Annotated in this window: 31 protein-coding genes and 1 other annotated feature; of the genes, 3 read left to right on the top strand and 28 right to left on the bottom strand. The window is 39.4% G+C overall.

Going from position 1 to position 23,891, the window contains the following annotated elements; all coding sequences use genetic code 11:
* Positions 1–35: 35 nt before the first annotated feature.
* The 18 genes from rplL to cysS all read right to left on the bottom strand — a co-directional run bounded on the left by rplL (position 36) and on the right by cysS (position 12,502).
* Positions 36–398, bottom strand: coding sequence for a 50S ribosomal protein L7/L12 (rplL, locus tag OZX58_RS06000; RefSeq protein WP_277130654.1), 363 nt, complete (start codon positions 396–398; stop codon positions 36–38).
* Between the two features lie 49 nt (positions 399–447).
* Positions 448–957, bottom strand: coding sequence for a 50S ribosomal protein L10 (gene rplJ, locus OZX58_RS06005; RefSeq protein ID WP_277140656.1), 510 nt, complete (start codon positions 955–957; stop codon positions 448–450).
* Positions 958–991: 34 nt separating this feature from the next.
* Positions 992–1,116, bottom strand: a sequence feature (ribosomal protein L10 leader region).
* Positions 1,117–1,148: 32 nt separating this feature from the next.
* Positions 1,149–1,817 (bottom strand): phosphate signaling complex protein PhoU, encoded by a 669-nt coding sequence (gene phoU / locus OZX58_RS06010; protein WP_277140657.1) that lies wholly within the window; start codon positions 1,815–1,817, stop codon positions 1,149–1,151.
* A gap of 13 nt (positions 1,818–1,830) precedes the next feature.
* Complete coding sequence (gene pstB / locus OZX58_RS06015) at positions 1,831–2,586, bottom strand: phosphate ABC transporter ATP-binding protein PstB (RefSeq protein ID WP_277130651.1); 756 nt, start codon at positions 2,584–2,586, stop codon at positions 1,831–1,833.
* 12 nt (positions 2,587–2,598) lie between these two features.
* On the bottom strand, positions 2,599–3,399 hold the full coding sequence (pstB, locus tag OZX58_RS06020) for a phosphate ABC transporter ATP-binding protein PstB (protein WP_277130650.1): 801 nt from the start codon (positions 3,397–3,399) through the stop codon (positions 2,599–2,601).
* A gap of 9 nt (positions 3,400–3,408) precedes the next feature.
* Positions 3,409–4,302, bottom strand: coding sequence for a phosphate ABC transporter permease PstA (gene pstA, locus OZX58_RS06025; protein ID WP_277140658.1), 894 nt, complete (start codon positions 4,300–4,302; stop codon positions 3,409–3,411).
* 3 nt (positions 4,303–4,305) lie between these two features.
* A complete protein-coding gene (gene pstC / locus OZX58_RS06030) occupies positions 4,306–5,298 on the bottom strand; it encodes a phosphate ABC transporter permease subunit PstC (protein WP_277140659.1) in 993 nt (330 codons plus the stop codon).
* Complete coding sequence (locus tag OZX58_RS06035) at positions 5,291–6,166, bottom strand: phosphate ABC transporter substrate-binding protein (protein ID WP_277140660.1); 876 nt, start codon at positions 6,164–6,166, stop codon at positions 5,291–5,293. The genes pstC and OZX58_RS06035 overlap by 8 nt, the downstream gene beginning before the upstream one ends.
* 141 nt (positions 6,167–6,307) lie before the next feature.
* Positions 6,308–7,000, bottom strand: coding sequence for a 50S ribosomal protein L1 (gene rplA / locus OZX58_RS06040; protein ID WP_277130646.1), 693 nt, complete (start codon positions 6,998–7,000; stop codon positions 6,308–6,310).
* Between the two features lie 74 nt (positions 7,001–7,074).
* Positions 7,075–7,500 (bottom strand): 50S ribosomal protein L11, encoded by a 426-nt coding sequence (gene rplK, locus OZX58_RS06045; RefSeq protein ID WP_277130645.1) that lies wholly within the window; start codon positions 7,498–7,500, stop codon positions 7,075–7,077.
* Positions 7,501–7,624: 124 nt separating this feature from the next.
* Positions 7,625–8,173, bottom strand: coding sequence for a transcription termination/antitermination protein NusG (gene nusG, locus OZX58_RS06050; protein ID WP_277140661.1), 549 nt, complete (start codon positions 8,171–8,173; stop codon positions 7,625–7,627).
* A gap of 101 nt (positions 8,174–8,274) precedes the next feature.
* A complete protein-coding gene (secE, locus tag OZX58_RS06055; protein ID WP_277130643.1) occupies positions 8,275–8,445 on the bottom strand; it encodes a preprotein translocase subunit SecE in 171 nt (56 codons plus the stop codon).
* A 6-nt stretch (positions 8,446–8,451) separates the two neighbouring features.
* Positions 8,452–8,601 carry a 50S ribosomal protein L33 gene (gene rpmG / locus OZX58_RS06060; RefSeq protein WP_277130642.1) on the bottom strand — a complete coding sequence of 50 codons (150 nt, stop codon included), beginning with the start codon at positions 8,599–8,601 and terminating at the stop codon, positions 8,452–8,454.
* A gap of 223 nt (positions 8,602–8,824) precedes the next feature.
* Positions 8,825–9,040, bottom strand: coding sequence for a hypothetical protein (locus OZX58_RS06065; RefSeq protein WP_277130641.1), 216 nt, complete (start codon positions 9,038–9,040; stop codon positions 8,825–8,827).
* Between the two features lie 79 nt (positions 9,041–9,119).
* On the bottom strand, positions 9,120–9,683 hold the full coding sequence (locus OZX58_RS06070) for a sigma-70 family RNA polymerase sigma factor (protein ID WP_277140662.1): 564 nt from the start codon (positions 9,681–9,683) through the stop codon (positions 9,120–9,122).
* Between the two features lie 216 nt (positions 9,684–9,899).
* Complete coding sequence (gene rlmB, locus OZX58_RS06075; protein WP_277141768.1) at positions 9,900–10,655, bottom strand: 23S rRNA (guanosine(2251)-2'-O)-methyltransferase RlmB; 756 nt, start codon at positions 10,653–10,655, stop codon at positions 9,900–9,902.
* The gene (locus tag OZX58_RS06080) at positions 10,642–11,085 is read right to left on the bottom strand and encodes a ribonuclease III domain-containing protein (RefSeq protein ID WP_277130638.1); all 444 of its coding nucleotides are present in this window, start codon (positions 11,083–11,085) and stop codon (positions 10,642–10,644) included. Before OZX58_RS06080 ends, rlmB begins: the two co-directional genes overlap by 14 nt.
* Positions 11,078–12,502, bottom strand: coding sequence for a cysteine--tRNA ligase (cysS, locus tag OZX58_RS06085; RefSeq protein WP_277140663.1), 1,425 nt, complete (start codon positions 12,500–12,502; stop codon positions 11,078–11,080). Before cysS ends, OZX58_RS06080 begins: the two co-directional genes overlap by 8 nt.
* Positions 12,503–12,714: 212 nt before the next feature.
* On the opposite strand from cysS, the gene OZX58_RS06090 reads away from it, so the two are divergent.
* Complete coding sequence (locus OZX58_RS06090) at positions 12,715–13,017, top strand: hypothetical protein (RefSeq protein ID WP_277140664.1); 303 nt, start codon at positions 12,715–12,717, stop codon at positions 13,015–13,017.
* A gap of 9 nt (positions 13,018–13,026) precedes the next feature.
* Positions 13,027–13,323: a hypothetical protein gene (locus OZX58_RS06095; RefSeq protein ID WP_277140665.1), complete on the top strand. Its 297-nt coding sequence runs from the start codon at positions 13,027–13,029 to the stop codon at positions 13,321–13,323.
* Positions 13,324–13,366: 43 nt separating this feature from the next.
* Here the strand turns inward: OZX58_RS06095 and OZX58_RS06100 are convergent, their stop codons facing one another.
* The 8 genes from OZX58_RS06100 to OZX58_RS06135 all read right to left on the bottom strand — a co-directional run bounded on the left by OZX58_RS06100 (position 13,367) and on the right by OZX58_RS06135 (position 20,754).
* Entirely contained in the window at positions 13,367–13,639 is a 273-nt protein-coding gene (locus OZX58_RS06100; RefSeq protein WP_277140666.1) for a hypothetical protein, read from the bottom strand.
* Between the two features lie 604 nt (positions 13,640–14,243).
* Positions 14,244–14,843 (bottom strand): helix-turn-helix transcriptional regulator, encoded by a 600-nt coding sequence (locus tag OZX58_RS06105; protein ID WP_277140667.1) that lies wholly within the window; start codon positions 14,841–14,843, stop codon positions 14,244–14,246.
* Positions 14,844–15,044: 201 nt separating this feature from the next.
* Positions 15,045–15,317 (bottom strand): type II toxin-antitoxin system RelE/ParE family toxin, encoded by a 273-nt coding sequence (locus tag OZX58_RS06110; protein WP_277141769.1) that lies wholly within the window; start codon positions 15,315–15,317, stop codon positions 15,045–15,047.
* Positions 15,304–15,534: a DUF6290 family protein gene (locus OZX58_RS06115; RefSeq protein WP_277140668.1), complete on the bottom strand. Its 231-nt coding sequence runs from the start codon at positions 15,532–15,534 to the stop codon at positions 15,304–15,306. The genes OZX58_RS06110 and OZX58_RS06115 overlap by 14 nt, the downstream gene beginning before the upstream one ends.
* A 129-nt stretch (positions 15,535–15,663) precedes the next feature.
* Entirely contained in the window at positions 15,664–17,067 is a 1,404-nt protein-coding gene (locus OZX58_RS06120; protein WP_277140669.1) for an APC family permease, read from the bottom strand.
* 183 nt (positions 17,068–17,250) lie between these two features.
* Complete coding sequence (gltX, locus tag OZX58_RS06125; protein WP_277140670.1) at positions 17,251–18,750, bottom strand: glutamate--tRNA ligase; 1,500 nt, start codon at positions 18,748–18,750, stop codon at positions 17,251–17,253.
* Between the two features lie 75 nt (positions 18,751–18,825).
* Positions 18,826–20,202: a DNA repair protein RadA gene (gene radA / locus OZX58_RS06130; RefSeq protein WP_277140671.1), complete on the bottom strand. Its 1,377-nt coding sequence runs from the start codon at positions 20,200–20,202 to the stop codon at positions 18,826–18,828.
* On the bottom strand, positions 20,203–20,754 hold the full coding sequence (locus OZX58_RS06135; RefSeq protein ID WP_277140672.1) for a dUTP diphosphatase: 552 nt from the start codon (positions 20,752–20,754) through the stop codon (positions 20,203–20,205).
* A 114-nt stretch (positions 20,755–20,868) separates the two neighbouring features.
* Here OZX58_RS06135 and OZX58_RS06140 point away from each other — a divergent pair, with 114 nt between their 5' ends.
* Positions 20,869–21,171 carry a hypothetical protein gene (locus OZX58_RS06140; protein ID WP_277140673.1) on the top strand — a complete coding sequence of 101 codons (303 nt, stop codon included), beginning with the start codon at positions 20,869–20,871 and terminating at the stop codon, positions 21,169–21,171.
* Between the two features lie 70 nt (positions 21,172–21,241).
* Here OZX58_RS06140 and OZX58_RS06145 read toward each other — a convergent pair whose 3' ends face one another.
* Entirely contained in the window at positions 21,242–22,435 is a 1,194-nt protein-coding gene (locus OZX58_RS06145; protein WP_277140674.1) for an MFS transporter, read from the bottom strand.
* A 3-nt stretch (positions 22,436–22,438) separates the two neighbouring features.
* Positions 22,439–23,884, bottom strand: coding sequence for an FAD-binding protein (locus OZX58_RS06150; RefSeq protein ID WP_277140675.1), 1,446 nt, complete (start codon positions 23,882–23,884; stop codon positions 22,439–22,441).
* Positions 23,885–23,891 lie beyond the last annotated feature (7 nt).

Raw genomic sequence — 23,891 nt, forward strand, 5'->3', positions numbered from 1 at the left:
CGTTTTTTTATTAGCTTTGTCCAGTTGGACTGTAACTATTTAAGGGTTACAGTAGCTCCAACTTCTTCAAGCTTAGACTTAATGTCGTTAGCTTCATCTTCAGAAACGCCTTCCTTAACGTTCTTAGGTGCGCCATCAACCATGTCCTTTGAGTCCTTAAGGCCAAGACCAGTAATGTCACGAACAACCTTAATAACTTTAACCTTTTCTTGACCTGCTTCAGTCAATTCAACATCGTAACTTGACTTAGCAGCAGCTTCGGCACCAGCACCTGCAGCAGCAACTGGAGCAGCAGCAGTAACATCAAATTCATCTTCAATAGCCTTTACAAGGTCATTTAATTCAAGAATTGAAGCACCTTTTAAGTCTTCAATAATCTTTTCAGTATCTAAAGCCATATTTAAGTATCCTCCGAAAAATTAGTATTAGATATATTTACAATCTTTATTATTCTGCAGCTTCGTCTTTTGAATCAGCAACAGCTTTAACAACACATGCGAAGTCGCGAACTGGAGCTTGCAATACAGATACAAGCATTGACAGTAAGCCTTCGCGGCCAGGAATAGCAGCAAGTTCCTTGATTTCTTCTTTAGAAGTCAATTTACCTTCAAGCATACCACCCTTGATGTCCAAAACTTCAAAGTTATCTTCGTATTTAGAAACAATGCGTGCAGGTTCAGTAATGTCATCAGCGTTGTCAGTGTAAACAACAGCAGTAGGGCCAACAAAAGTGTCGTCAAGTCCTTCAATACCAGCCTTAACAGCGGCACGCCTTAAATAAGTGTTCTTGATAACCTTCATCTTAACATCGTTTTCACGAAGTTCCTTACGCATAGCAGTAACTTCTTCAACAGTTAAACCAAGGTAGTCAATAATTAAGATAGCCTTTGCAGCTTTAAGTTCTTCAGCAAAAGCATCAACAAGCTTTTCCTTTGCAGCAATAGCAGCTTTACTCAATCTAATTCACCTCCATAAAATCATTAATAAATCCTAAAAAAGGCCGAAAACCCCATGCCACAAAGACATGGAGTTTTGAAAATCTTCATTATCTTCTGGCCTCGGCGGGAAATTAAGGCGTTATGCCACCCGAGTCTTAGGTAGAATTTACTTTAACAAGTATAGCAGGCCTATTTAATTTACGCAAGCATTTATTCTGCTTTTGGGTCAGCTAATTCAAATAATTCACCAGAAATTTTATAAATAACCCAGCTGGCTAAGTTAACAATGTGGTCACTAATTCGTTTGAGCAGTCTAATAATCACAAAATAACTGGCAGAAGCAACTGCCGCATTAGGTTCTTTTTCAATTCCATCAATAATATCCTTACGCGCATTTTGGTAATTAGCAGTTACGGCTTCACGGCGATCAACCATTGAACGTGCCGTCTTTTCATCTTCTTGAACATAAGCTGTTAAGACTTCGATTAGCATTTTGCGGACTTCGTGAGTCATTTGCGAAATGATTTCTTCAACTTCTGGAATTCGCGGATTGCCCTTCACTCTGACAGTTTCAACTGCCAAACTGATCGCATTTTCGCCAATTCGTTCCAAGTCAGTAGCTGCCTTTAAGATACTGATTACCACCCGAAAGTCAGTCGCAACTGGTTGCTGAAGTGCCATTAAATCTAACGCCTTTTTTTCAATTCTAATGGCTTCTTTTGGTACAACATCAGCTTCTTCAATCATTTTTTGAGCTGTTTTTTTATCATGCGCAACAAACGAACGTGTTCCTTGGTCAATTTGATCGTTAACTAGAACGCCCATTTCCATAAATTGCGTATTCAGCTTCTTTAATTCGTCTAAAAATATCTCGTGCATGCTTTCCTCACTTTTAGCCAAACCGGCCGTTTAGGTAATTACTTGTGATTTCTTTTTTAGGTGCTATGAACATTTCTTCAGTTGAACCTGACTCAATTAAATCACCATTCATCAAAAACGCAACTTGATCCGAAACTCGGCTCGCCTGCTGCAGATTATGCGTTACCATAATGAACGTATACTTGGTCTTAAGACCCATTAGCGTTTCTTCAATTTCAGAACTAGAAATCGGGTCTAGAGCAGAAGTTGGCTCATCCAGCAGCACCACAGCTGGTCTTACTGCTAGTGCCCGAGCAATACAAATTCGCTGCTGCTGTCCACCTGAAAAATCCTGCGCATTGCGATCCAGACTATCCTTGGTTTCCTCCCAAATCGCGGCCTGCTTCAGGCTTTCTTCAACTCGCTGCTGAATTAATTCCTTATCCTTAACACCAGCAACTTTCAAGCCATAAGCTACATTATCAAAAACAGAAAACGGGAACGGTGTCGGTTGTTGAAAAACCATTCCAATATTTTTGCGTAATTCAACTAAGTCAAGGTGCGGCCGATAAATATCCTGCCCGTCCAGCAAAATATCACCCGTAATTTTGATATTATCAATATCATCATTCATCCGGTTAAGACAACGCAATAACGTTGACTTTCCACACCCTGAAGGTCCGATTAAGGCCGTCAATTTTTTCTCTGGAAATGCCAGGCTAATGCCATGCAAAGCTTCAAAATCACCATAATTTAATCTGACATTTTTGACTTCCATGATATTCTTCATCGTTATGCTCCTTTAGCCAAAACTGCCTTGGATATACTTTTCAGTAATTTTTCCTTGCGGATTAGTAAAAATATTGGTTGTTGTATCATATTCAAGCGCATGGCCTAAATGGAAAAATGCGGTATAGTCGCTAATCCGCGAAGCTTGCTGCATATTATGCGTCACCATAATCATTGTGTACTTACTGCGTAATTGTTTGAGCGTATCCTCAAGTTTTGCCGTTGATACAGGATCAAGCGCACTAGCCGGTTCGTCCAGAAGTAACACTTCTGGCTTTAGGGCAATTGCACGGGCAATACATAAACGCTGCTGCTGTCCGCCCGATAATGCTAAGGCACTTTTATCCAGCTTATCCTTGACCTCATCCCACAAGGCAGCGGCCCGCAAACTTTCCTCAACAAGTTGATTTAGTTTTGCCTTGTCTTGTTCACCATTTGCCTTTAACGCATAAGTGATATTTTCCTTAATTGACTTCGGAAAGGGATTAGGCTTCTGAAAGACCATGCCAATTGCCTTGCGCAATTCGTAAACGTTAATTTTCTTCTGATTAATGTCAAGTTCGTGGAACATAATATTGCCGTCAACTCTAGCAACACGGTCATTCAACCTGTTTAACGACCGCAAAAAAGTCGATTTGCCTGAGCCTGAAGCACCAATCAAAGCTGTAATGGTGTTCTTTTTAAAGCCTAGACTAACATCAAACAGTTTTTGCACTGTACCGCCATAAAAGACACTTAAATTATGCGTATAGAGGGCACACTCGTCATTATTAAAAGTTTTAATATATTTTTTTTGCGTTTGCCAATTTTCCATATAAATTCCTTATTTTACTTTAGCAGCAGTTAAACGCTTGTAGAGCCAATTACCCAAAAAGCGGGCGCCAAAATTAAAGATAATTACCACAATTACGAGCAAAGCCGACGTTGCTGCTGAAACGAGATTTACATCAGGAATAATTCCTTCAGTGTTTACCTTCCAAATATGCACTGCCAAGGTTTCTGCTGGCCGCATCACATTCAAAAAGCTAGTCGGACTGAACATATTCCAATTAGAATAATCGACTGTTGAACCACTTTGCCCAGCAGTATAGATTAGTGCGGCAGCTTCTCCAAAAACTCGCCCAGCACTTAAAATAACTCCTGTAATAATTCCCGGTAATGCTGCTGGTAAAACAATCCCGCGAATTGTTTTCCAATTTGACAATCCCAGTGCCCAACCTGCTTCACGCTGCGTTTGCGGAACGCCTTCAATCGCCTGTTCAATATTACTCGTCAAAATCGGTAAATTGAAAAAGGTTAGCGCCAAGGCACCAGCAATAATTGAAAAGCCTAAGCCAAACTGAACTACAAACAAGAGGTAACCAAACAGCCCGACAACAATTGAAGGCAGTGAGCTCAAAATTTCAATCGTTGTTCTAATGAGGCGTGTTACCCATGTATCCTGTGCATATTCTGCTAAGTAAATAGCTGCTCCTAATGCAATTGGCAGTGAAATTAACAATGTCAACACTAGCAAGTAAAGTGAATTAAATAATTGGTCACGAATACCGCCGCCAGCTTCAAATGACGAGGAAGTTGATGTTAAAAAGTGCCACGACAAATGCGGTACACCTGCAATTAAAATATTGCCTAAAATACCAACTAATATCAAAATGACGATTGCAACCAACAAGTAAATTACACCTGTCGCAATTCGATCAACTTTTTTTGAATTCATCAGCTACCTCTTCTTTCCAATTAGACGAACCAAGAAGTTAAACACTAGTGACATAATTAATAATAGCAAAGCCAATGACCATAAGGCATTATTAGGAAGCGTGCCCATAACCGTGTTGCCCATTTGACTGGTTAATTGACTCGTTAATGTTGCCGCTGGACTAACTAAGTTATACGGCATCAGAACCGCGTTGCCAATTACCATTTGAACGGCTAATGCTTCACCAAAGGCTCGTGCCATCCCAAAAATGATTGCAGTCAAAATCCGCGGACGTGCAGCACGCAAGACAACATGGTAGATTGTCTGCCAGCGCGTTGCCCCTAATGCTGCAGAAGACTGCCGCAAGTCCTTAGGGACCGCCTTAAAGGCATCAACCGTTAATGAAGTAATGGTTGGCAAAACCATGACAAATAAAATTAAAGTCGCTGCCAAGATACCAAATCCTGTGCCCCCAAAGATCGTACGAATTACGGGGACAATCACGGTCAAGCCCAAGAAGCCATAAACAACTGACGGAATACCAACTAATAATTCCATGACTGATTGTAAAAAACGAGTTTGCTTGCCAGATTCATATTCTGTCATAAACAAGGCAATTGCAATCGCAAATGGTGTTGCTAATAAGGCAGCCAGCAAAGTTACCGCAAAGGAGGTAACAATCATCGCTGCAGCACCAACATGATCTTTGCCGGCACTAGGATTCCAACTGCTGCTAAACAAAAAATGAAAAATGTTTACTTTATCGTTAACAAAAGTTGCTAACCCGTGTACACCAACGAATCCAATAATTGCCACAATTAAAATCGCAATAATTACAATCGCTAACGCGGTCAATCCTTTACCCCAGCGCTCTTGCCGCGTTTCTTTAGATTGACTAGTTAAGCGGGTAATATCAACACTCTCCGGATCAATCTTTTTAAATTTTACATGCGCTACTTTTTGCTGGGCAATTGCCTGATCGACAACTTCTTGCAAATCTTGTTCGTGCTTATTCATGCGCACCACCTACTTTTGTAATCCGATTCTGACTATCGCGAGTAACTTTCATTTCATTAATGCTCAGATAGCCGATTTTAGGTACCAACTCACGCTGCACTTTTTTACTCAAAATATAAGTGATAAACGCAGCCGTTTCTTTATCTGGCTTGCCCTTAGTGTACATGTGTTCATACGACCACAGCGGCCACTTATTGGTCGGAATATTCTGATTCGTCGGCTGCACATGATCCATACTTAATTTTTGAATATTTGGATCATTTGCATAAGGAAATGAAATATAGGAAATTGTTCCTGGTGTTGTACTGACAATCTTTTTAACGGTACCATTGGAATCCTGCTCTTGCGAATTAACAGCTTCCTTCCCCTTTAAAATCAGGTTTTCAAAAGTTGTACGGGTACCACTACCACGAGAACGGTTAATCACAATAATGTGCAGATTTTTACCGCCAACTTGACGCCAATTTGTGATTTTGCCAGTAAAAATTGCCATTAATTGCTTAGGCGATAAATTGGACACGCCAACACCCTTATTAGCAATTGGCACAATTCCGACAACAGCAACTTGGTAATCGCGCAACTTACTTGCGTCAATCCCTTTTTGCGTATCGGCAAAAACATCGGAAGTTCCTACCTGAACCGCACCAGCTTGCACCTGACTGAGACCGGTACCTGACCCGCCACCTTGAACAATAATGTTACTATTAAGGTGGGCTAAGTGATAATCATTACCTGCTTGTTCAATCAATGGCTGCAAGGCACTTGATCCAACAATCGTTATTTTGGCATGATCTTTACTACAACCAACCAAAAATAATGGCAATGCTAAAAAAAGTATTAGCGATTTGCCCAATTTTAATTTATGCATATGGTTCCTCAATATATAAACTAGATTTTGTTATAGTTTAACAAAGAATTCATAGCAGACCAAATTATAACCACTTTAAAATATACAAAAAAAGCAGCTCACATTTCTGTAAGTTGCTTTTAATGATTAATCTTATTTAAATTAGTCCAAGTTTAATGGATCAAGCTTGATCCCTGGGCCAAAGGTTGCTGCAACAGCAACACTCTTAATATATTGACCCTTGGCAGCTGCTGGACGTGCACGTAAGATAACGTCACGTAAAGCATCAAAGTTTTCTACTAATTGTTCGTCAGTAAATGAAACTTTACCAATAGCTGTATGAATAGCAGCTTGACGGTCAACACGGTATTCAACTTGACCAGCTTTAACGTTCTTAACGGCCTTTTCGATGTCCATTGTAACAGTACCAGTCTTAGGGTTAGGCATTAAACCTTTAGGTCCAAGTACACGACCCAAACGTCCAACCTTAGCCATCATCATTGGTGTAGCAACAACAACGTCGAAGTCCAAGTAACCATTTTGAACTTTTTCTACTAAGTCATCTGAACCGACTTCGTCAGCACCAGCAGCCTTAGCTTGTTCAGCTTGTGGACCTTCAGCAAAAACAACAACCTTTTGGGTCTTACCAGTACCGTTAGGCAATACAAGTGAACCACGAATTTGTTGGTCAGCTTGCTTAGGGTCAACACTCAAGTTGTATGAAACTTCAACTGAAGCATCAAAACCTGCGTATGAAGTTTCTTTAACTAACTTCATTGCTTCAGCAACTGAATATAATTTCTTTGAATCTACTTTTTTAGCAGCTTCTAAATATTTTTTACCATGCTTTGGCATGTGATTTCCTCCTTAATATGTGGTCAAACAAGCCCACGCAGGCTCTCCCACCTAAATTGTTATAAATAACAGGATTAGTCTTCGACTTCGATACCCATGCTTCTAGCAGTACCTTCGATCATCCGCATAGCAGCTTCGACATCAGCAGCGTTAAGGTCTTGCATCTTAGTTTCAGCAATTTCCTTAACTTGGTCCTTGGTTACCTTACCAACTTTCTTGGTATTAGGTTCACCAGAAGCCTTGTCGATCTTAGCAGCTTGCTTCAATAATACTGGAGCTGGTGGAGTCTTAGTAATGAATTCGAATGAACGATCTTCATATACTGTGATGACTACAGGAATAATCATGCCCTTTTGATCAGCAGTTCTAGCATTGAAGTCCTTAGTAAAACCAACAATGTTGATACCTGCTTGACCTAAAGCTGGACCAACTGGAGGTGCGGGTGTTGCAGCACCAGCTGGGATTTGTAATTTGACAACGTTAATAACTTTCTTTGCCACGGTCAAAACCTCCTTGATTCCGTGTGTGGTTAAAATGGAGAGGTTACCTACTTCTCCTCCCACAATAATAAAAGTACTTTAGTATCTTATCATCGTTTACCGATAATTGCAATACTAACTTACTTTAATCAATCTTTTTAACTTGGTCGTAGTCTAATTCAGTGGTAGTTGCTCGACCAAACATGTCAACAGAAACAAATAATTTGTACTTATCTGGTTGAATTTCTGTGATTTTACCTTCAACACCGTTAAAGGCACCATCAATAATCGTAACTGTTTCGCCAACTTCAAAGTCAATTTGTGGTCGTTTAGCAGGTTCTCCTTGCTGACGCAGCAAGCGGTTAACTTCTTCATCAAGCAATGGTGATGGCTTAGAACCACCACCGTGAGAGCCAACAAAGCCCGTAACGTTTGGGGTGTTCCGTACAACAAACCAGCTTTCGTCGGTCATGACCATTTCAACCAAAACGTATCCAGGGAAAATCTTTTCTTCGACTTCCTTCTTCTTATCGTGAACCGTTTCAATCTTTTCTTGTTCAGGCACCATTACCCGAAAAATGTAGTCTTGCATCCCCATGCTTTGCGCACGTGATAATAGGTCAGACTTAACCTTGTCTTCATAACCTGAATAAGTATGCAATACGTACCATTGCTTTCTTGTTGTTTCAACCATTTAACTTATGTTCTCCTTTTAATTTTTGGCAAACAAAAAAACCTCCACCGAGGTTCTTTCAACTGAAATCCATTATAACACGGATCCCAAATTATTTCTATTTACATCACTATCTGTGTCAAACTACTAAATGCTAAGTCAAGCAGACCCAAATATGCCGCAAACAGGATTGAAGTTACGATGACAATTGCTGTATCGTGACGATTTTGTTTAGCAGTTGGCCAAGTAACTAACTTCATTTCTTGAACAACGCTCTTAAAAAACTTAATCATTAACTCCTACCTCGTTTCCTTGTGCACAGTCATTTTACCGCAATGCTTACAAAACTTTTTCAGTTCAAGCCGTTGAGTGCGATTTTTACTTGCCGTGATTGAGTAGTTACGCGAGCCGCAGACGCTGCAGGCCAAAGATGCTTTTTTCACTGCCATAATCTCACTTCCAAACTCTTTTATTTTAACAAAAAAATGCTACCTGGGCAATTAATATTAGTCAAGAAATTTATTCACGATAAGTAAAAGCGCAATTGCATAGACTAATTGCTACCTAAAATTAATTTCCAAGCAAAAAGCAGCTACTCATTTGAGCAGCTGCTTTTCTAGTGGTCAAACTTAATGCGTAACCACCGGGCGTAGAACATTGTAATAGTCGGATTTACTTCTTAAGATTTTCGTTTACGAAGGATTCGATTTTCTCGTCAGTATCTTTCAGGAATGGAAGCATATCTGCTTCTGTCTTCATGGTATCTCTACCATTCTTTTCCATAAAATAATCCCAAAGAGCGTCTCTAACAGGAATTTCAGAATCACTCCAGTCAAAAACTTCCTTCATCTGACGATCTAACAATGCAGTTTTTTCAATTTCTGCCATCTTAATTACCTCCTAAAAAATTTATTCTACAAGGAATATTATAACGCATATTTAGATAGACATATAATATTATCCTTGCTTACAATAATGTCTTGCGCATTTTCTGCATTAAACGTGAGCGTGCCCGCACCAAAGTTATCTGCTCAATCTGCAGCTTCTGCAATACTTCTTCCTGATGCCAAACACCCAAAACTATTAATAAGGTTTTAATCTCTAAGTCTGATAGTTGTGTACATAATTCAGCGAATTTTTCACTAATTGGAATTTCCGCAAGTTGTATTGTCTCCTGATGTAATGGCTCAATGCCTTTTGCGGCAGCCGTTTCAAGTGAGGTTGCCTGCGCAAACGCGCGCCGCCGATAGGCCATATCATAGCGCAACAATGACTTGGCATGATTATGAAGTCTAATCTTAAAATAACTACCGAATTTACCTTTGTTCTGCTCATAACTCATGGCTGCTTGATAGCATACAATCAGTGCATCTTGATCCCAATCTTGGTCGTCATAAAAGCGTACAAAGTATTTTTGCTTAATATTATTAATCAATGGCCGATAAAAGTAGCACAACTTTATTAATGCATCGTCACTACCCGCTTGAACTTGCTCAATTAATTCTTGTTCGTATGCTTCTGTCAATTGCATCGTATTCCTCCTTATAGCAATTTCAAAAAACTAATTAAGGGAAGAATACTGATTTTTTTAGTTGCAAAATATCGAACTCACGTTCAGACTTAGCAGTTAAATTTATTTGCCAAAAGCTGTAAAAACAAAAAATAGCTTCTGTTGAAAGCGCGTTAATTTTAAAAAATTATCACGTCTAACATAAAAATAGCCTGCAATTGCAGGTTATCCTAATCTTTATTTAAGTGGATTACGGCTGTTCAACATCTGATAAAGTAAAACACCGGTTGCTACACTAGCATTAAGTGACTGAACATGTCCCACCATTGGCAGAGTAAGCATCTGATCCATTTGCTCTTTTAATAGACGAGAAATGCCTTTACCCTCATTGCCAATGACCAAAACTGTCTTACCTTTGGCATTCCATTGCCGGTAATCCGTGCCCTTCATATCTGTGCCAAACAACCAGTAGCCGCGCTTTTTCAGCAATTGACTAGTCTGAACAAGATTATTGACGCGAGCAACTGGCACATAATCAATTGCCCCAGTAGAAGTCTTGGCAACAACAGAAGTTAAACCCGTTGCGTGGCGTTTAGGAATAATAATCGCATCAACACCGGTCGCATCAGCTGACCGCAAAATTGAGCCCAAATTGTGCGGGTCTTCAATTGAATCAAGCATTAACAAAAATGGTTCTTTGCCTTGCTCATCAAATTGATCGAGCAATGTCTCAAGGTCTGCATATTCAAAACTGGCAACAGTCAATACTAAACCTTGGTGATTGCCGCCCTGCACTAACCGATCCAGCTTGTTTTTAGGGACGGTTTGAATAACAATGCCCTTTTTTTTCGCTAAAGCATAGACCTCATTAGCGAAACTATCCTGCACGCCTTGCTGCAAAAACACTTTGTTAATCCGATCTGCATCCTGTGTTTTTAAAAAATCAACACCTGCATGCCGACCGAAAACAAAATCTTTATCAATTGAAGTCATAGTTATCAATGCCGCCTTCCTCAACCGTCTGAATACACCACGTTGTTAATTCACGTACGCGGTCCTTTTTATCTAGTAAATCCAAGTAACCCCAAACAGCCTCAAAGCCTGTTGACAGCTGATAAGTTGCTAAGCTCGTGTTTTTGGCCTTGGTATGGGTCTTAGCATTGCGGCCGCGTCGAAAAGTTGCCAATTCATCCTCAGTAAGCATCTGCTCATCCTGCATTTTAGTAATCAATGCAGCTTGTGCCTTCGCTGAAACATAATGTGTTGCTTCTCGCTGCAAGACCTGCGGTTTTACAATGCCGCCCTTTAATAAATGGCGCCTAATAAATAATTCGTACACAGCATCCCCCAAATATGCCAGCGTTTGTCCACTAAGCGTATCTGGGTTAACTTTTTCTTCCGTTAACTTTTTAATTTTAGTCACGTGTCCACCTTGTTCCCTGCGGGGTATCTTGAATTGTAATCCCCAGTTCTTTTAATTGATCGCGCAATTGGTCGCTCTTAGCCCAATCCTTGTTTTTACGAGCTTCGTCGCGAGCTTCAACTAATGCCGTAATTTCCTCATCATCACTTGTTTGTGTCTGCTCAGTTAATTTAGCCGTATCAATCCCAAAAACGCCAAGCCATTGACCTAATAATTCCTTGGCGTGTGCTAATGCATCCTTATCTGCTTGTTCAGCGTTAGTATTAGCATTAACTATTGGCAATAGATCATAAATTGCCGCCAATGCATTCTGCACATTGAGATCATTATCCATTGCAGTCACAAACTTAGTTTCTGTTTCTTCTAACGCCTGCCGCAATTCTGCCGACTCAGCTTTAGAAGTAGCATCTTCTAAGCGATAAGCAATGTTTGTCAGCGTGTTTTTAAACCTTTGCAAAATAATTACTGCTTGCTCCAGGTTTTCCTGCGAATAATTAATTTGCTTGCGGTATTGCACGCTAGCCATGAAGAAGCGCAACACTTGCGGGTCAACAGTTTTAAGTAAGTCATGAACTGTCACAAAATTGTGCAGTGATTTTGACATCTTTTCTTCTGTTTGACCCACGGTCACAAAGCCGTTGTGCATCCAATAGTTGACAAACTTTTGTCCAGTAGCGGCTTCACTCTGCGCAATTTCATTCTCATGGTGTGGAAATTCCAAGTCTTGGCCACCACCATGAATATCAATCGTCTTGCCCAGATACTTGGTTGACATCACCGAACATTCAATATGCCAGCCTGGACGCCCTAAACCCCATGGCGATTGCCACGCAATTTCATCAGACTGCTTTTGCTTCTTCCACAAGGCAAAGTCAATTGGATCTTCCTTACGCTGCTGCTCCTCATCATTGACATGTTCAGAGGCACCTTCTTCAAGTTCGGCAATATTTTGACTACTTAATTCGCCATAATGCTTGAACTTCTTAGCCCGATAATAAACATCACCAGCAGCTTCATAAGCATAACCATTTTTGATTAATTGTTCAATAAATTCGATAATTTCAGGAATTTCGTGAGTTGCTCGTGGGTGCTTAGTTGCCGGTTCTACATTTAATGCTGCCGTATCTTCAAGATAAAACTTAATATAACGCTCGGCTAATTCCGGCACCGTAATGCCTTCAGCTCGCGCCTCGTTAATCATTTTATCGTCAACATCCGTAAAGTTAGAGACATAATTCACCTTGTAGCCGCGATATTCAAAGTAACGCCGAATTGTATCAAAGGCAATCACGCTGCGGGCGTTACCAATGTGGATGTAATTATAAACCGTCGGCCCACAGACATACATCGAGATTTGTCCTTCAACCAGCGGCTTAAATTCTTCTTTTCTTTTTGTCAAAGTATTATAAATTTTCATGGTTCAGCCTCTTTTCTGTAAATAGCTATTCTCATTTTAGCAGAATCACGCTAACTTGCTAACCTCCAAGTACAAACAGTTACAATTACCTGCCATATTTCGGTGGATTCAAAAAGCCACAAATATATTAAATTTTTGCGGCCGGCTTTTAATTATGGATTATAATATTAATATCAAGTATTCATAATACATAATATATGAAGGTGATAGATATGAAAATTACAATTGGAAATTTTTATCATAAGCATCAGATAGTTTCATATTCAATTTTATACGCCATAACCAATATTATTTTTGACATTATTGGCTTGGCTTTAGGACACTCACCTAAGATGTTTTTAGTTGACGCGATATCTGCAATAGTGATGATTGTCGGCGGCTTCTGGGTAGAAAAGCATATTGATCCTAATAAAAATGAGTGGAATGAATTATTTGCGATGGCTGGTTGTGCTTTTCTTTATATAGCCGTTTGTGTTGGTGTTCGGTTCCTCAGTATGTATCTTTTACACGTTTGAGGTTAGATTATGAAAACAACAATCAAGAATTTTTATCATAAATATCAACTGGATATAAGTGTCCTAATAATTGGACTTTATAGTTTAGATACATATTGGCAATATTTCTTTTCTGGTTCAATTAAAGCTGCCATTAGTAGTGCTGTTCTTACGGCGATTACAATGCTAATTGCATATTGCGCGCGCTTTTTTACTTTTGACATCAACAACGCAACTTGGAAACAATTATTTTCTGCCGCGGGAATTTTCTTTCTATGGTTAATCGTCGAATATGGTGGTTGGGCTTTTCTCAAGTTTAACTTCTAACAAACAAAAATGCTGCTTCTAGTTGAAACAGCATTTTTATTTATTAAAACCAAGTTGTCGAAGCTCGCGCAACATCTTCATTAATATTTGGCTTACTCAACTGAGTAAGCAATTGGACCCCTTCTTTGGACAATTGCTTTTTAAGTGCAAGCTCAGTCAAGCTAGACTTCACATCAGCTTTAACTAAATAAGGGTTCTCTCGCTGATGCAGCTTCACAGTCGCTTGCTCAATAATGGATTGTTCATTGACATTAGGCAATTTTTGTTGCTGCAAAAACTTTAATAGATCAAATGCCTTCTTCGATTTTTTAAACATCTTTTGCACCTCTACTCTTATTTAACAATATAACATTATTTTTTGCTCCAGTTGCATTATTTTATTCTATAATATTCTTATCAATACTAAAATTATATAGTATACATATTAGAAACGAGACAGGTACCTAATGTTTGAAATCAAATTAACTAAAAAACAAATAATGTGATTAATCGCATTTTTACAAGTAATAGTTGCTGGAATTTATTATTATATTGAGCGGCCAAATCCTGATCCAATTAGTATTATTATCTACCTAGCAATTGGTTTATTATCCTTTGGCATGTCTTTTTCCAAGCGTCTAACAGCCGGAAAAACTATCAAAAAAGATGATATGACTAAAAATCAGAAATTTGAACAAAAACTTGAACTTTTTGGACTAGGAATAGCACTATTCTCAATAGTCATTAATTTTTCGGATTGGAGTTCCGAGCTACTTTTTATGGATGGTTACCTAATTGCATTACTGATGTCACCAATACCCGATAGAACAACGGCAAAATAACATAAAAACGTATTATCCCCACTAGATAATACGTTTTTTATTGTCTTCTTTTAAGCAGCTAGCTCGGTCTTGTTGCGTCATTAATTACTTTGGCAAAATCTAATGTTTACGATGGCGATATATCCATAACCCCATTAAGAATGCGACTCCTAATCCTGCTAACGCAATGCCGCCTCTAACTTGCCCCATATAAAAGAAACTCACACTAAGTAAAGTTAAAACTATTGCAAATATGATTGCACCTTTGGTACTAATTAAAAATTTCTGCCAGCCATATTCCAGACCTAAGGATTGTGACTCATCAAAATTATTAATATCTATCATGGCAGAACAAAGCATCATGTAACCCACCCAAGATAAAATTTCTATAGTCAAGTTAATACTCTTAACAAGTAGTATTCCTGTACTTATGCCCAACACGATAACAGCAATTATCAATTTCTTTTTAACTTGCTTCAGATTACTAACGACTTCTCGCTTCTGCAGCGTTTCCCGCATTCCCGTATCTTCCTTCAATAATTCATCAAGTGAAAGCTGATAATAATCACTCAACTTAATCAAACTATTGATATCAGGGTAGGACTTTTTATTCTCCCAATTTGAAAGTGTTTGTCTGGTAATCGCAAATTCTTGCGCGACTTGCTCCTGTGTTAATTTTTTGTTCAGCCGTGCCTGTTTTAAATGTTCACCAAATTTCATTGCTTGCTCCTCCATTACATAATTAATTTTGCTTAACTATTAAATGAAATTCAAGCAAAGTTTCTTTGCATGCTGGTCTAGCAAGGTTTTGACAACAAAAATATTATCGAACAGAATTTAAAAAATACTAATTTGATTATGGATTAAGATTACATATTAAAAGTAATACTTACTAGTTACTTTTATTCTCCCCTAAGCATACTACTTTTTATAAACATCATTACGTTTATCAGCATTAATAACTAAAACCACAAACTTATCATCATGAATATCTGCAATAACTCGATATTTACCTACTCGATAACGCCAAAGTGTATGCAAATTACCTTCCAATGCTTTTCCCCATAATCGAGGATTTTCAGAACCTGTAATGTGACTATCAAGCCAAGTAATAATTCTTTTTTGAACTTGTAGATCAAGTTTTCGAAACTTTTTTAATCCTGCCTTATCAAATTCCCACTTAAATTTCGCCATTTGACTTGCCAAAAACCATTTTTCTAACTTCTTCAGCTGATACTGTTCCTGTCGATTCATTTAGCATTTTAATTGCTTCTTGATAATCTTTCTGGTCTTCTACTTTTTCAGTAATGGCATTTCTCATATATGTAGAAACATTCTCACCTTCAAAATCAGCCATTTCTTTAACTTTGCGATACACATTCTCCGGAAATCTAATTGTTGTAACTGTCATAAAAATTCCTCCCTAATCTGTTATCACTATTATACCATTTATGACTACATTCGTATTCTACAAAGTATAAATAAAACACACGACCTCGATAAAATATCGAAATCGTGTGTTACTAACAATCCAAAATATCTATTCCAATTCTTGCCATTCTTTTCGAGAAATTAAATACATCAATAGCGGCAAAATTACAAAACCAAAGGCAACTGCTAAAATTGCATACCAATTAATCCCCACAACTTGACCATTCACAATCGTACCGAATTGGACCCGCCAGTTATATTCAATTAACATAAAAATCACGATGATAACGGACAAGACCGACGCAACAACATCAGTCAAAAAGTTCTTATTGGCTGGCAAAACTTTTTCTTTAGTCCGACCACGATAAAACTGAATAACCGAAATCGGCACTACCGCGAATTCCAAAAATCTAACGATTGATCCCAAAGTAACCAAATTGGTCAAATCATATTGAAAGGCCATTGGAATCAAGGTTGTGATTGCCGCTGAAATAAAAAACGTCCTAATTGGGAAGTTGCGCTTGGTTCTCTTAGTCAACTTCGTTGATAATTGATGCTCGCGTGCCATTGCTTCCAGAAAACGCGGTGCACTAAAGCTATAAGCGAAATTAATGCCCAGCATTGAGATTACTGCCCCTGCCAGAATGATATTATTTAACAGCGGATTAGCAAAAATTGTTGCTAACGCCACAACCTGATCTGTTTTCATTAACGCACTTGGATTAAGCAGCATTGCCACTGCCAAAACGCCAATATAAATAAAAGCAATTAAGATCACGGCTAGTGGAATAGCCCGTGGCAAGTTTTTCTCAGGTTCTTCCATATCTTCAGCACCAGAAGCTACCGCTTCAAAGCCTGAGAAGGCATACAGTGCCGAAACAACTGCCATCATAAACGTGCTGATTGTCACTGTCGGGACAATTGCTTTGCCACCCTCACGAATTCGGTCAACAGCACTTAAATCATAGTGGCTGCCGGCAGTCATTAAAATAATTGCTCCGGCTACAATTAAAACAACTAACGATAAAGTCTTACAAATAGTTGATAAATTCATAACATATTTTGTTATTCGTTGACCAAACAGATTAACAATTAAGTCTAGCAGCATTAATAGCAACAATCCAATAGTAATTGTCGTAAAACGATTGGGATTACCACCCAAAATCGCAATAACTGCCTTAACAATCCCGACTGAACTCGTACACCAGACGGCATCATTAGCAAAATAGCAGGTAACACCAATATAAAAGCCAAATTTATTACCAAATGCGGCTTTAGCGTAAGCATAGGAGGAGCCGGATTTATTAACATATTTTGATGCTGATGCAAATGGCAGTGCCAATACAGCTGCAAAAATTGCAGCTAATAGGTAAACGAGCAGTGACTTGCTGCCCACCTGTCTAACTACTGTGCCGGGTGTCAAAAAGATTCCCGACCCGATAATCAAGTTAATTGTTAAAAATACGATCGCCATAAACCCTAGTTTATCGCTCGCTTGCTTACGCTTGTTCATTTCTTTACCCCATTTCTTCAGTGTATTATTAACATTATATTAAATTATTAAAATTAAAGCTAGCAAAATATAAAATTTTATTATATAAATTTATTTTTGCTCATAAAGATAGTTTTATATATACTTAAACAGCAAAAAAACTGACCTACTTCAACAGTAAGTCAGTTTTTTAATTATTAATAATTACAGACCGTTTTCGCTCATTTGCTTCAAAGTCAAATCAAGGTGCTCAAGCACTCTATCCTTGCCTAACAATTCCATGGCCTCGCCCACTCCAGGACCAACCATTGATCTAGTTGTCGCAATCCGAATTGGCATAAACAAGCGTCTACCTTTAATTCCAGTTTCACGACGTGTTGCCTGCACTGCATTCATAATTTGTGGTGCTGTAAAGCGCGGAATTAAATTAAGTTGCTTCTTAAATTCTTCAATTACCGGACGAGCTTCATCCTTGCGAATTTCATCAATTTCTTCGTCACTTAAATCTTTAGGTGCAGCGAAGAAAATTTTAGCCAAATCAACAATCTGCTTAGTGTAAGACATTTGGACTGAGTAAATGTTAACTAGTTGCCGAACCCATTCCATCTTTTCTGGTGTTGGGTCTTGTTCAACTAGACCTGCTTCTTGCAAGTTGTTCAATGCAAGATCTAGCAAGGTATCACGGTCAGCCTGCTTGATGTACTGGTTGTTAATCCATTCCAACTTCTTTTGGTCAAAAGTAGCTGGGGACTTTGATAACCTCTCTGGATCAAATTGTTTAATCAACTCACGTTGGTTAAAGATTTCATTTTCACCACCGGGTGACCAGCCAAGCAAAGTAATGAAGTTGAACATCGCATCTGGCAAGTAGCCAAGGTCACGATATTGTTCAATAAATTGCAATACTGATTCATCACGCTTAGATAATTTCTTACCCGTATCAGCACTGATAATCAAGGTCATATGACCAAACTTCGGTGGTTCCCAGCCAAGAGCTTGGTAAACAGCCAATTGCTTAGGTGTGTTTGAAATATGGTCATCCCCACGCAGAACGTGTGTAATTTCCATCAAGTGGTCATCAATAACAACCGCGAAGTTGTAAGTTGGCATCCCATCGCGCTTTTGAATAACAAAGTCGCCGCCGATTGTATCAGATTCAAAGCTTAAGTGACCCTTAACAATGTCATCCCAAGCATAAGTAACCATTTCTGGAATGTGAATTCGAACAACTGGAGTTAAGCCTTTAGCTTCGGCATCGGCTTGTGCCTGCTTGATTTCATCAGCAGTCATTCCCTCATATTCGTAAGTATAATGAGGGGCAATACCCATTGCTCGTTGTTCTTCACGTTGTTCTTCCAGCTCTTCCTCAGTCTTGTATGAGTAATAAGCCTTACCTTCATCAATTAACTGCTTGATGTACTTATTGTAAATATCTTTACGTTCTGATTGACGATAAGGACCGTAATCGCCGCCCTTATCAGGACCTTCATCCCAGTCAATGCCCAACCAGTGCAAGTTCTCCATTTGGGAACGCGCACCACCTTCGACATTACGTTTCAAGTCAGTGTCTTCAATTCGTAAAACTAAAGTTCCCTTAGTATGCCGCGCAAACAAATAATTAAACAGCGCGGTCCGTGCATTACCAATGTGTAAGTGTCCCGTTGGACTTGGGGCATATCTTACACGAATTTTTTGTTTTGCCAAAATTCATGCCTCTTTCAAAATAGTAAATTCAAACAATTTTAGTTTACCCGTAATAGCAAAAAAGTTCAATCTTTCCTAGCCTAAAACCAGTTTTAATGCTTGGGCAATACTAGAAACAGGAATTACTTCAATCCCTAAATTCTTTAAACTAGCCTGCATATTGTGCCGTGGAATAAAAATTCGCTTGAAGCCAACCTTAGCAGCTTCTTTAATTCGAACCTCAATTTTATTAACTCGGCGCACTTCACCGGTCAAACCAACTTCACCAACAAAACAATCAGTTGGCAAAATTTCTTGGTTTTTATAACTAGAAGCAATTGCCATCACGACTGCTAGATCAACAGCAGGTTCATTCAAGCGAATCCCGCCAGTTGCGGTCAAGTATACATCCTGATTCTGCAGCATTAAGTTGCCCCGCTTCTCCAGAACTGCCAATAACAGTGACGCACGATTATAATCAATTCCTGACGTTGTTCTCTTAGCATAGCCAAACGCGGTCGGTGTCACTAACGCCTGAATTTCGGCTAATAGCGGTCGTGTACCTTCAAGCGAAACGACAACTGCTGAGCCCGTTGACTTAGGCAAGCGTTCATCCAGAAAGATTGCCGATGGATTAGTAACTTCCTGCAGTCCCTCATTAACCATCTCAAACATGCCAATTTCGTTAGCCGCACCAAAACGATTTTTCACAGAATGCAAAATTCGGTAGGCATGATGCTCATCACCTTCAAAATAGAGCACAGTATCGACCATATGCTCCAAAATTTTGGGTCCGGCAATTGTCCCTTCCTTAGTCACGTGACCAATCACAAAGACCGTAATGGCATCCATCTTGGCAATTTTCATTAATTCACTCGTTACCTCGCGCACCTGCGAAGCTGAACCCGTCATTGAGTCAAGACTGGGTTCATTCATTGTCTGAATAGAATCAATAACAACAAAGTCCGGTTGAACATCCGCTATCTGCTGACGAATATCTTCCATATCGGTTTCTGGAAAGAGCAACATGCTGCTGGCACCTAAGCCCAAGCGATTAGCACGTAGCTTAATTTGGTTAGCCGATTCTTCCCCCGATACATACAGTACCTTGTGATCATTGGCTAAGTCACTCATAATCTGCAACATTAACGTCGACTTGCCAATTCCTGGGTCCCCACCGATTAAAACGAGCGAACCGGGTACAATCCCGCCGCCAAGCACGCGGTTTAATTCCTCAGATTTAGTCTGAATCCGTTCTTCTCTTTCAGCTTTAACACTATCAAGTCGGACCGGTTCATTAACCCCCGTTTTTTTAATTAATCTACTTGGACTAGCCTTAGTCGACCGCGCTGCCACCTGCTCAGTTTCCTTTTCAAACTGGTTCCATGCCCCACAATTGGGACAACGTCCTAAGTAACTAGCCGAGATATAACCACACGAACGGCATTTATACTTAGTCTTAATCTTTGCCATTTAGATTCCTTCCTCATTGGTTGAGCCAAAGCCATTGGTCCGCTGCCGGCTAACAGGCAGATCGTTGTCTGTCTTTAAGTATTGCACAAAAATCCCTTGTCCAATTCGATCGCCCTTGCGAATTTGCAGCGGCCGCACGCCGTAATTAATTACCTGCATAAAAATTTCACCCTCATTGTTAGGGTTATTGTAATAATCTGAGTCAATTACCCCGATACCATTTGGCAGGCTCAAATTACGCTTGAAGGTATTGGACGACCGGTTAGCCAGTACTAAGACCTCATCATCGGGCATGTATGCCTTAATTCCTGTCGGAATCAGCAGCGGCTGCAAAATTTGATCTGCCAGTTGGTAATCAGGTTCATATAAGTGATGGCCGTTTCTAATTAAGCGAAAAATCCGGACAAAATTTAAGCGCCAAATACTTGGAATAACCATATCCTTAGCAGCTTCTATATCATAGCCCGCACTAGCAATCGTTTGCCGCCTTGGCAAATTAATATTTTTATTTTCATAACTCGATACAATCTCAAAGCCCCTTGTTTTATTCATTATTTACTCCCTTTAAACTCTGCAAAACTATTTTACAATAGATTGCGGGCTTTAATTAAAATCTTCTATAATAAATACGTAAAAAGCCAAACTTATTTTGTAAAGGACACACCCATGTATAGCATTAATGATCCCCACCAATTTTTTAAAATTTATGATGATGACGACATACTTATTTGTCACTGGACAATGGATAAAGTTGAGCGCCAAGATGGCACCGTCTGGGTAATGAACCATTTCTTTATTAATCCAGCCGCTGACAGTAAGCAAATTTTAGCAGAGCAAATGTCCATTGCCTTGAAAATTGCTCAAGAATCGCAGCGACCAATTTGGCCGCTTGACCCGCTGATAATTGCTTACTTTAGTAAGCATCCCGAATTTAACGAAATTTGGTACCACAAGCCAGCCGCAAAATAGCGACAATATAATTAAACGAAAAAAACTCGCAAGTATAATTCTTACGAGTTTTTTAATAAGATAATTTTACTTAATTAAGGGAATTCTTGACCAAATTCTTTTGAAACTTAACTAACAGACAACAGCAACTAATGACAATTGCCAAGATGCCGCTAACAGAAAAGACATTAAAGCCAATATTCTTGACCATTGTCGTTAATGGGTTAATAACAAATGGGCTAACAACACCACCAACTGAATAAATGGCAACATAAATTCCCAACGCCATTGAGACAGTGCTGTCGTCAACCGCAATTGAAATTAGGTAGGGGAACTGTCCCATTGCGATACTCATGGCTGCCCCAACCAAGAAGCTGCCGATAAAGACAATAACTAATGAATGGACAAAGCCAATCAGCAGATAGGAGATACCATAAAGTAAAAATGACAGTGCAATTGACGAATATCTAAATTTCTTACCAAGAATACCAACGATTAAACCACAGAGCATCCCACCAATTAATGAAATTGTCGAAGTCAATGCGGCTTGTGATGTGGCCCCTAGTCCCTGCTCAACAACAAAAAGGGAAATGTTGTTGTTCAAAACATTATTTAACAGCATTGTTAAAAATGCCCACAATGCACAGTAAAAAACATATTTGTTTAGCTTGATCTTGCCTGCTTCTTTAGTCTGGTGATTATCATCAGACACATCTTTAGGATGCATTGGCAATAACATAGTGACAACCAGCAAAATTAACAGTGAAAAGAGATAAATCCAATAATTATTAACCCAACTGCTCGCGGCAGCTAATTGCCCGCCACCCATGATAAAGACAACACCACCAATGTTAATGAACGTGGTGGACAAGCCCATCGTTGATTCCCGTTCTTTTTTAGGTAAAATTTGTGAAATCAGGACTTGCGTTAAATTAGTACAAGCTCCTTGACCCAAACCAACTAAACAAGAACAGATTATCAAGAAAATAAAGCTCTCATGGAAAAACAATGGTAATAAGCCACCAATTACAACAAGTAGAATTGAACCGACAGTTAAACTTTTCAAATTAATCTTACCAGCCGTCAATTTACCAATTATTAGTCCAGCAACCATCATAAACAGGTTGGGCAACGAGGTCAGCATTTGAACACTAGTATTATTTAGGGCAAAGTGCTGCGCGATTGCCGCATATGAGGGTGTAATGGCTAAGGCAGCCATGCCAATCATACTAACTGCCAAAACACCAATTCGTGTTTTTAGAACATATTGTTTAGAAACGTTCACTTGTTAGCACTTCCCTTTGCAAATACTTAAAACAGCATTGCGACCAGAAAAGGCGGCATAGCCAGCAGTACTTCCCGGCAAAGTAACGGCGTAAGTATCGCCAACTAACATCCCGGCAGCGTCATTCCCAACAGCATACAGACCGTCAAGAGGGTAACCATAGCTATTTAAGACTGCATTATGGTCATCAACCCTGATGCCGCCAAGGGCACATGCCATGCCAACACCAAGTTCAACAGCATAATATGGGCCTTCTTTAAGCGGTGTTAAATAAGCTGCAGCTTTACCAAAATCACTGTCCTTACCCTGTTCCACTACCTTGTTGTAGCGCTCAATAGTAGACTGCAAATTAGGTAAGTTGAGCTTTTGCGCAAGTTCTGCAATTGAATCAGCCTTAGTTAAATACTTCTCATTGTTTTGAAGATCACGGGTAATTTCATCAGTCAAATTAGCTAATTTTTCTGGTGAAACCGGTGAATTACCTAACTCCTTATATAAACCGACATTAGTTAAGTGGTCTACAGCGGCTTGATCGAGGATTGAAAAAGTCCGTGCTTGCGTTAAAATACTGCTGCCAGCGTGACACATATTGTCATTAACATCTTCATTGACAAAACGATCTCCACGCTCATTAACCCATAAAATTGCTTCTTGTGTAGCTGCAGCAGCCAGTTGTGAAGCCATGTGGACAAACGGTGGTCTTGTTTTATCAAGAATTGCGCCGCCACCATATTGGATCGCGCCCATTTGATAATGTTCGGCACCTGCTTGCCAGGCTAGCTGCATCCCATCACCAGTTGACTTGCCATCACTAACAGACAATAAGCGATCATTAAGCGGCGTCCGCTTTTTAACTAATTCTGGATTATCAATATAGCCACCTGTCGCAAGAATAACATCATTGACTGATAATTCTCTCATTTGACCAGTTGCTTCATTTTTAATGATTAGTCCAGAAACGTGACCATTATGTTGTAAAATCTTTTGCGCACCAATGCTGGTAACAATTTCAATGCCATACTCATTAACTTTGGTCAGCAAAGTCTCAATTGCGGCTTTGCCACCACCGTTAAAGGTATGAATTGTTGGCCAGCTCTTTCCTTGCGGACCAACTTTGACAAATTCAACACCTAATTCATGCAGCCAATCAATAATTGCGCCGCTGTGGTTAATAAATTTCTTTAAATGAGGGGCATTGGCTTCATAGTGCGAATAATTTAATTCATCTTGCAACAATTCAGTCGGGTCGATTGTAATTCCCTCCTGCTTTTGCAAATAACTATCTACACCCATCGCACCTTCAACATAATTACCATCGCCGCCCAACGTGCGGCCTTTTTCAATTATTAAGGTGTCGAGGTGCTGTTCACCAGCACTTACTGCTGCAGCTAAACCTGATAGGCCACCACCGACAATTACTAAGTCATAATGGGCTTTTTTAGGAAACATCGTCTGC

The organism is Lactobacillus sp. ESL0680 (genome assembly GCF_029392855.1).
GTDB lineage: Bacteria > Bacillota > Bacilli > Lactobacillales > Lactobacillaceae > Lactobacillus.

Bases quoted from the DNA above. Each gene is read 5' to 3' on its own strand.
- OZX58_RS06135 (WP_277140672.1), bottom strand. From the start codon at position 20,754: ATGAATAAAACAAGGGGCTTTGAGATTGTATCGAGTTATGAAAATAAA.
- rpmG (WP_277130642.1), bottom strand. From the start codon at position 8,601: ATGGCAGTGAAAAAAGCATCTTTGGCCTGCAGCGTCTGCGGCTCGCGT.
- OZX58_RS06100 (WP_277140666.1), bottom strand. From the start codon at position 13,639: ATGTTTAAAAAATCGAAGAAGGCATTTGATCTATTAAAGTTTTTGCAG.
- OZX58_RS06110 (WP_277141769.1), bottom strand. From the start codon at position 15,317: ATGGCGAAATTTAAGTGGGAATTTGATAAGGCAGGATTAAAAAAGTTT.
- OZX58_RS06120 (WP_277140669.1), bottom strand. From the start codon at position 17,067: ATGAACAAGCGTAAGCAAGCGAGCGATAAACTAGGGTTTATGGCGATC.
- OZX58_RS06115 (WP_277140668.1), bottom strand. From the start codon at position 15,534: ATGACAGTTACAACAATTAGATTTCCGGAGAATGTGTATCGCAAAGTT.
- secE (WP_277130643.1), bottom strand. From the start codon at position 8,445: ATGATTAAGTTTTTTAAGAGCGTTGTTCAAGAAATGAAGTTAGTTACT.
- radA (WP_277140671.1), bottom strand. From the start codon at position 20,202: ATGGCAAAGATTAAGACTAAGTATAAATGCCGTTCGTGTGGTTATATC.
- pstB (WP_277130650.1), bottom strand. From the start codon at position 3,399: ATGGAAAATTGGCAAACGCAAAAAAAATATATTAAAACTTTTAATAAT.
- OZX58_RS06090 (WP_277140664.1), top strand. From the start codon at position 12,715: ATGAAAATTACAATTGGAAATTTTTATCATAAGCATCAGATAGTTTCA.
- nusG (WP_277140661.1), bottom strand. From the start codon at position 8,173: ATGGTTGAAACAACAAGAAAGCAATGGTACGTATTGCATACTTATTCA.
- OZX58_RS06150 (WP_277140675.1), bottom strand. From the start codon at position 23,884: ATGTTTCCTAAAAAAGCCCATTATGACTTAGTAATTGTCGGTGGTGGC.
- OZX58_RS06065 (WP_277130641.1), bottom strand. From the start codon at position 9,040: ATGGCAGAAATTGAAAAAACTGCATTGTTAGATCGTCAGATGAAGGAA.
- rplL (WP_277130654.1), bottom strand. From the start codon at position 398: ATGGCTTTAGATACTGAAAAGATTATTGAAGACTTAAAAGGTGCTTCA.
- pstC (WP_277140659.1), bottom strand. From the start codon at position 5,298: ATGAATAAGCACGAACAAGATTTGCAAGAAGTTGTCGATCAGGCAATT.
- pstB (WP_277130651.1), bottom strand. From the start codon at position 2,586: ATGAAGAATATCATGGAAGTCAAAAATGTCAGATTAAATTATGGTGAT.
- phoU (WP_277140657.1), bottom strand. From the start codon at position 1,817: ATGCACGAGATATTTTTAGACGAATTAAAGAAGCTGAATACGCAATTT.
- rlmB (WP_277141768.1), bottom strand. From the start codon at position 10,655: ATGACTTCAATTGATAAAGATTTTGTTTTCGGTCGGCATGCAGGTGTT.
- OZX58_RS06095 (WP_277140665.1), top strand. From the start codon at position 13,027: ATGAAAACAACAATCAAGAATTTTTATCATAAATATCAACTGGATATA.
- rplA (WP_277130646.1), bottom strand. From the start codon at position 7,000: ATGCCAAAGCATGGTAAAAAATATTTAGAAGCTGCTAAAAAAGTAGAT.
- OZX58_RS06105 (WP_277140667.1), bottom strand. From the start codon at position 14,843: ATGAAATTTGGTGAACATTTAAAACAGGCACGGCTGAACAAAAAATTA.
- pstA (WP_277140658.1), bottom strand. From the start codon at position 4,302: ATGAATTCAAAAAAAGTTGATCGAATTGCGACAGGTGTAATTTACTTG.
- cysS (WP_277140663.1), bottom strand. From the start codon at position 12,502: ATGAAAATTTATAATACTTTGACAAAAAGAAAAGAAGAATTTAAGCCG.
- OZX58_RS06070 (WP_277140662.1), bottom strand. From the start codon at position 9,683: ATGCAATTGACAGAAGCATACGAACAAGAATTAATTGAGCAAGTTCAA.
- OZX58_RS06035 (WP_277140660.1), bottom strand. From the start codon at position 6,166: ATGCATAAATTAAAATTGGGCAAATCGCTAATACTTTTTTTAGCATTG.
- OZX58_RS06140 (WP_277140673.1), top strand. From the start codon at position 20,869: ATGTATAGCATTAATGATCCCCACCAATTTTTTAAAATTTATGATGAT.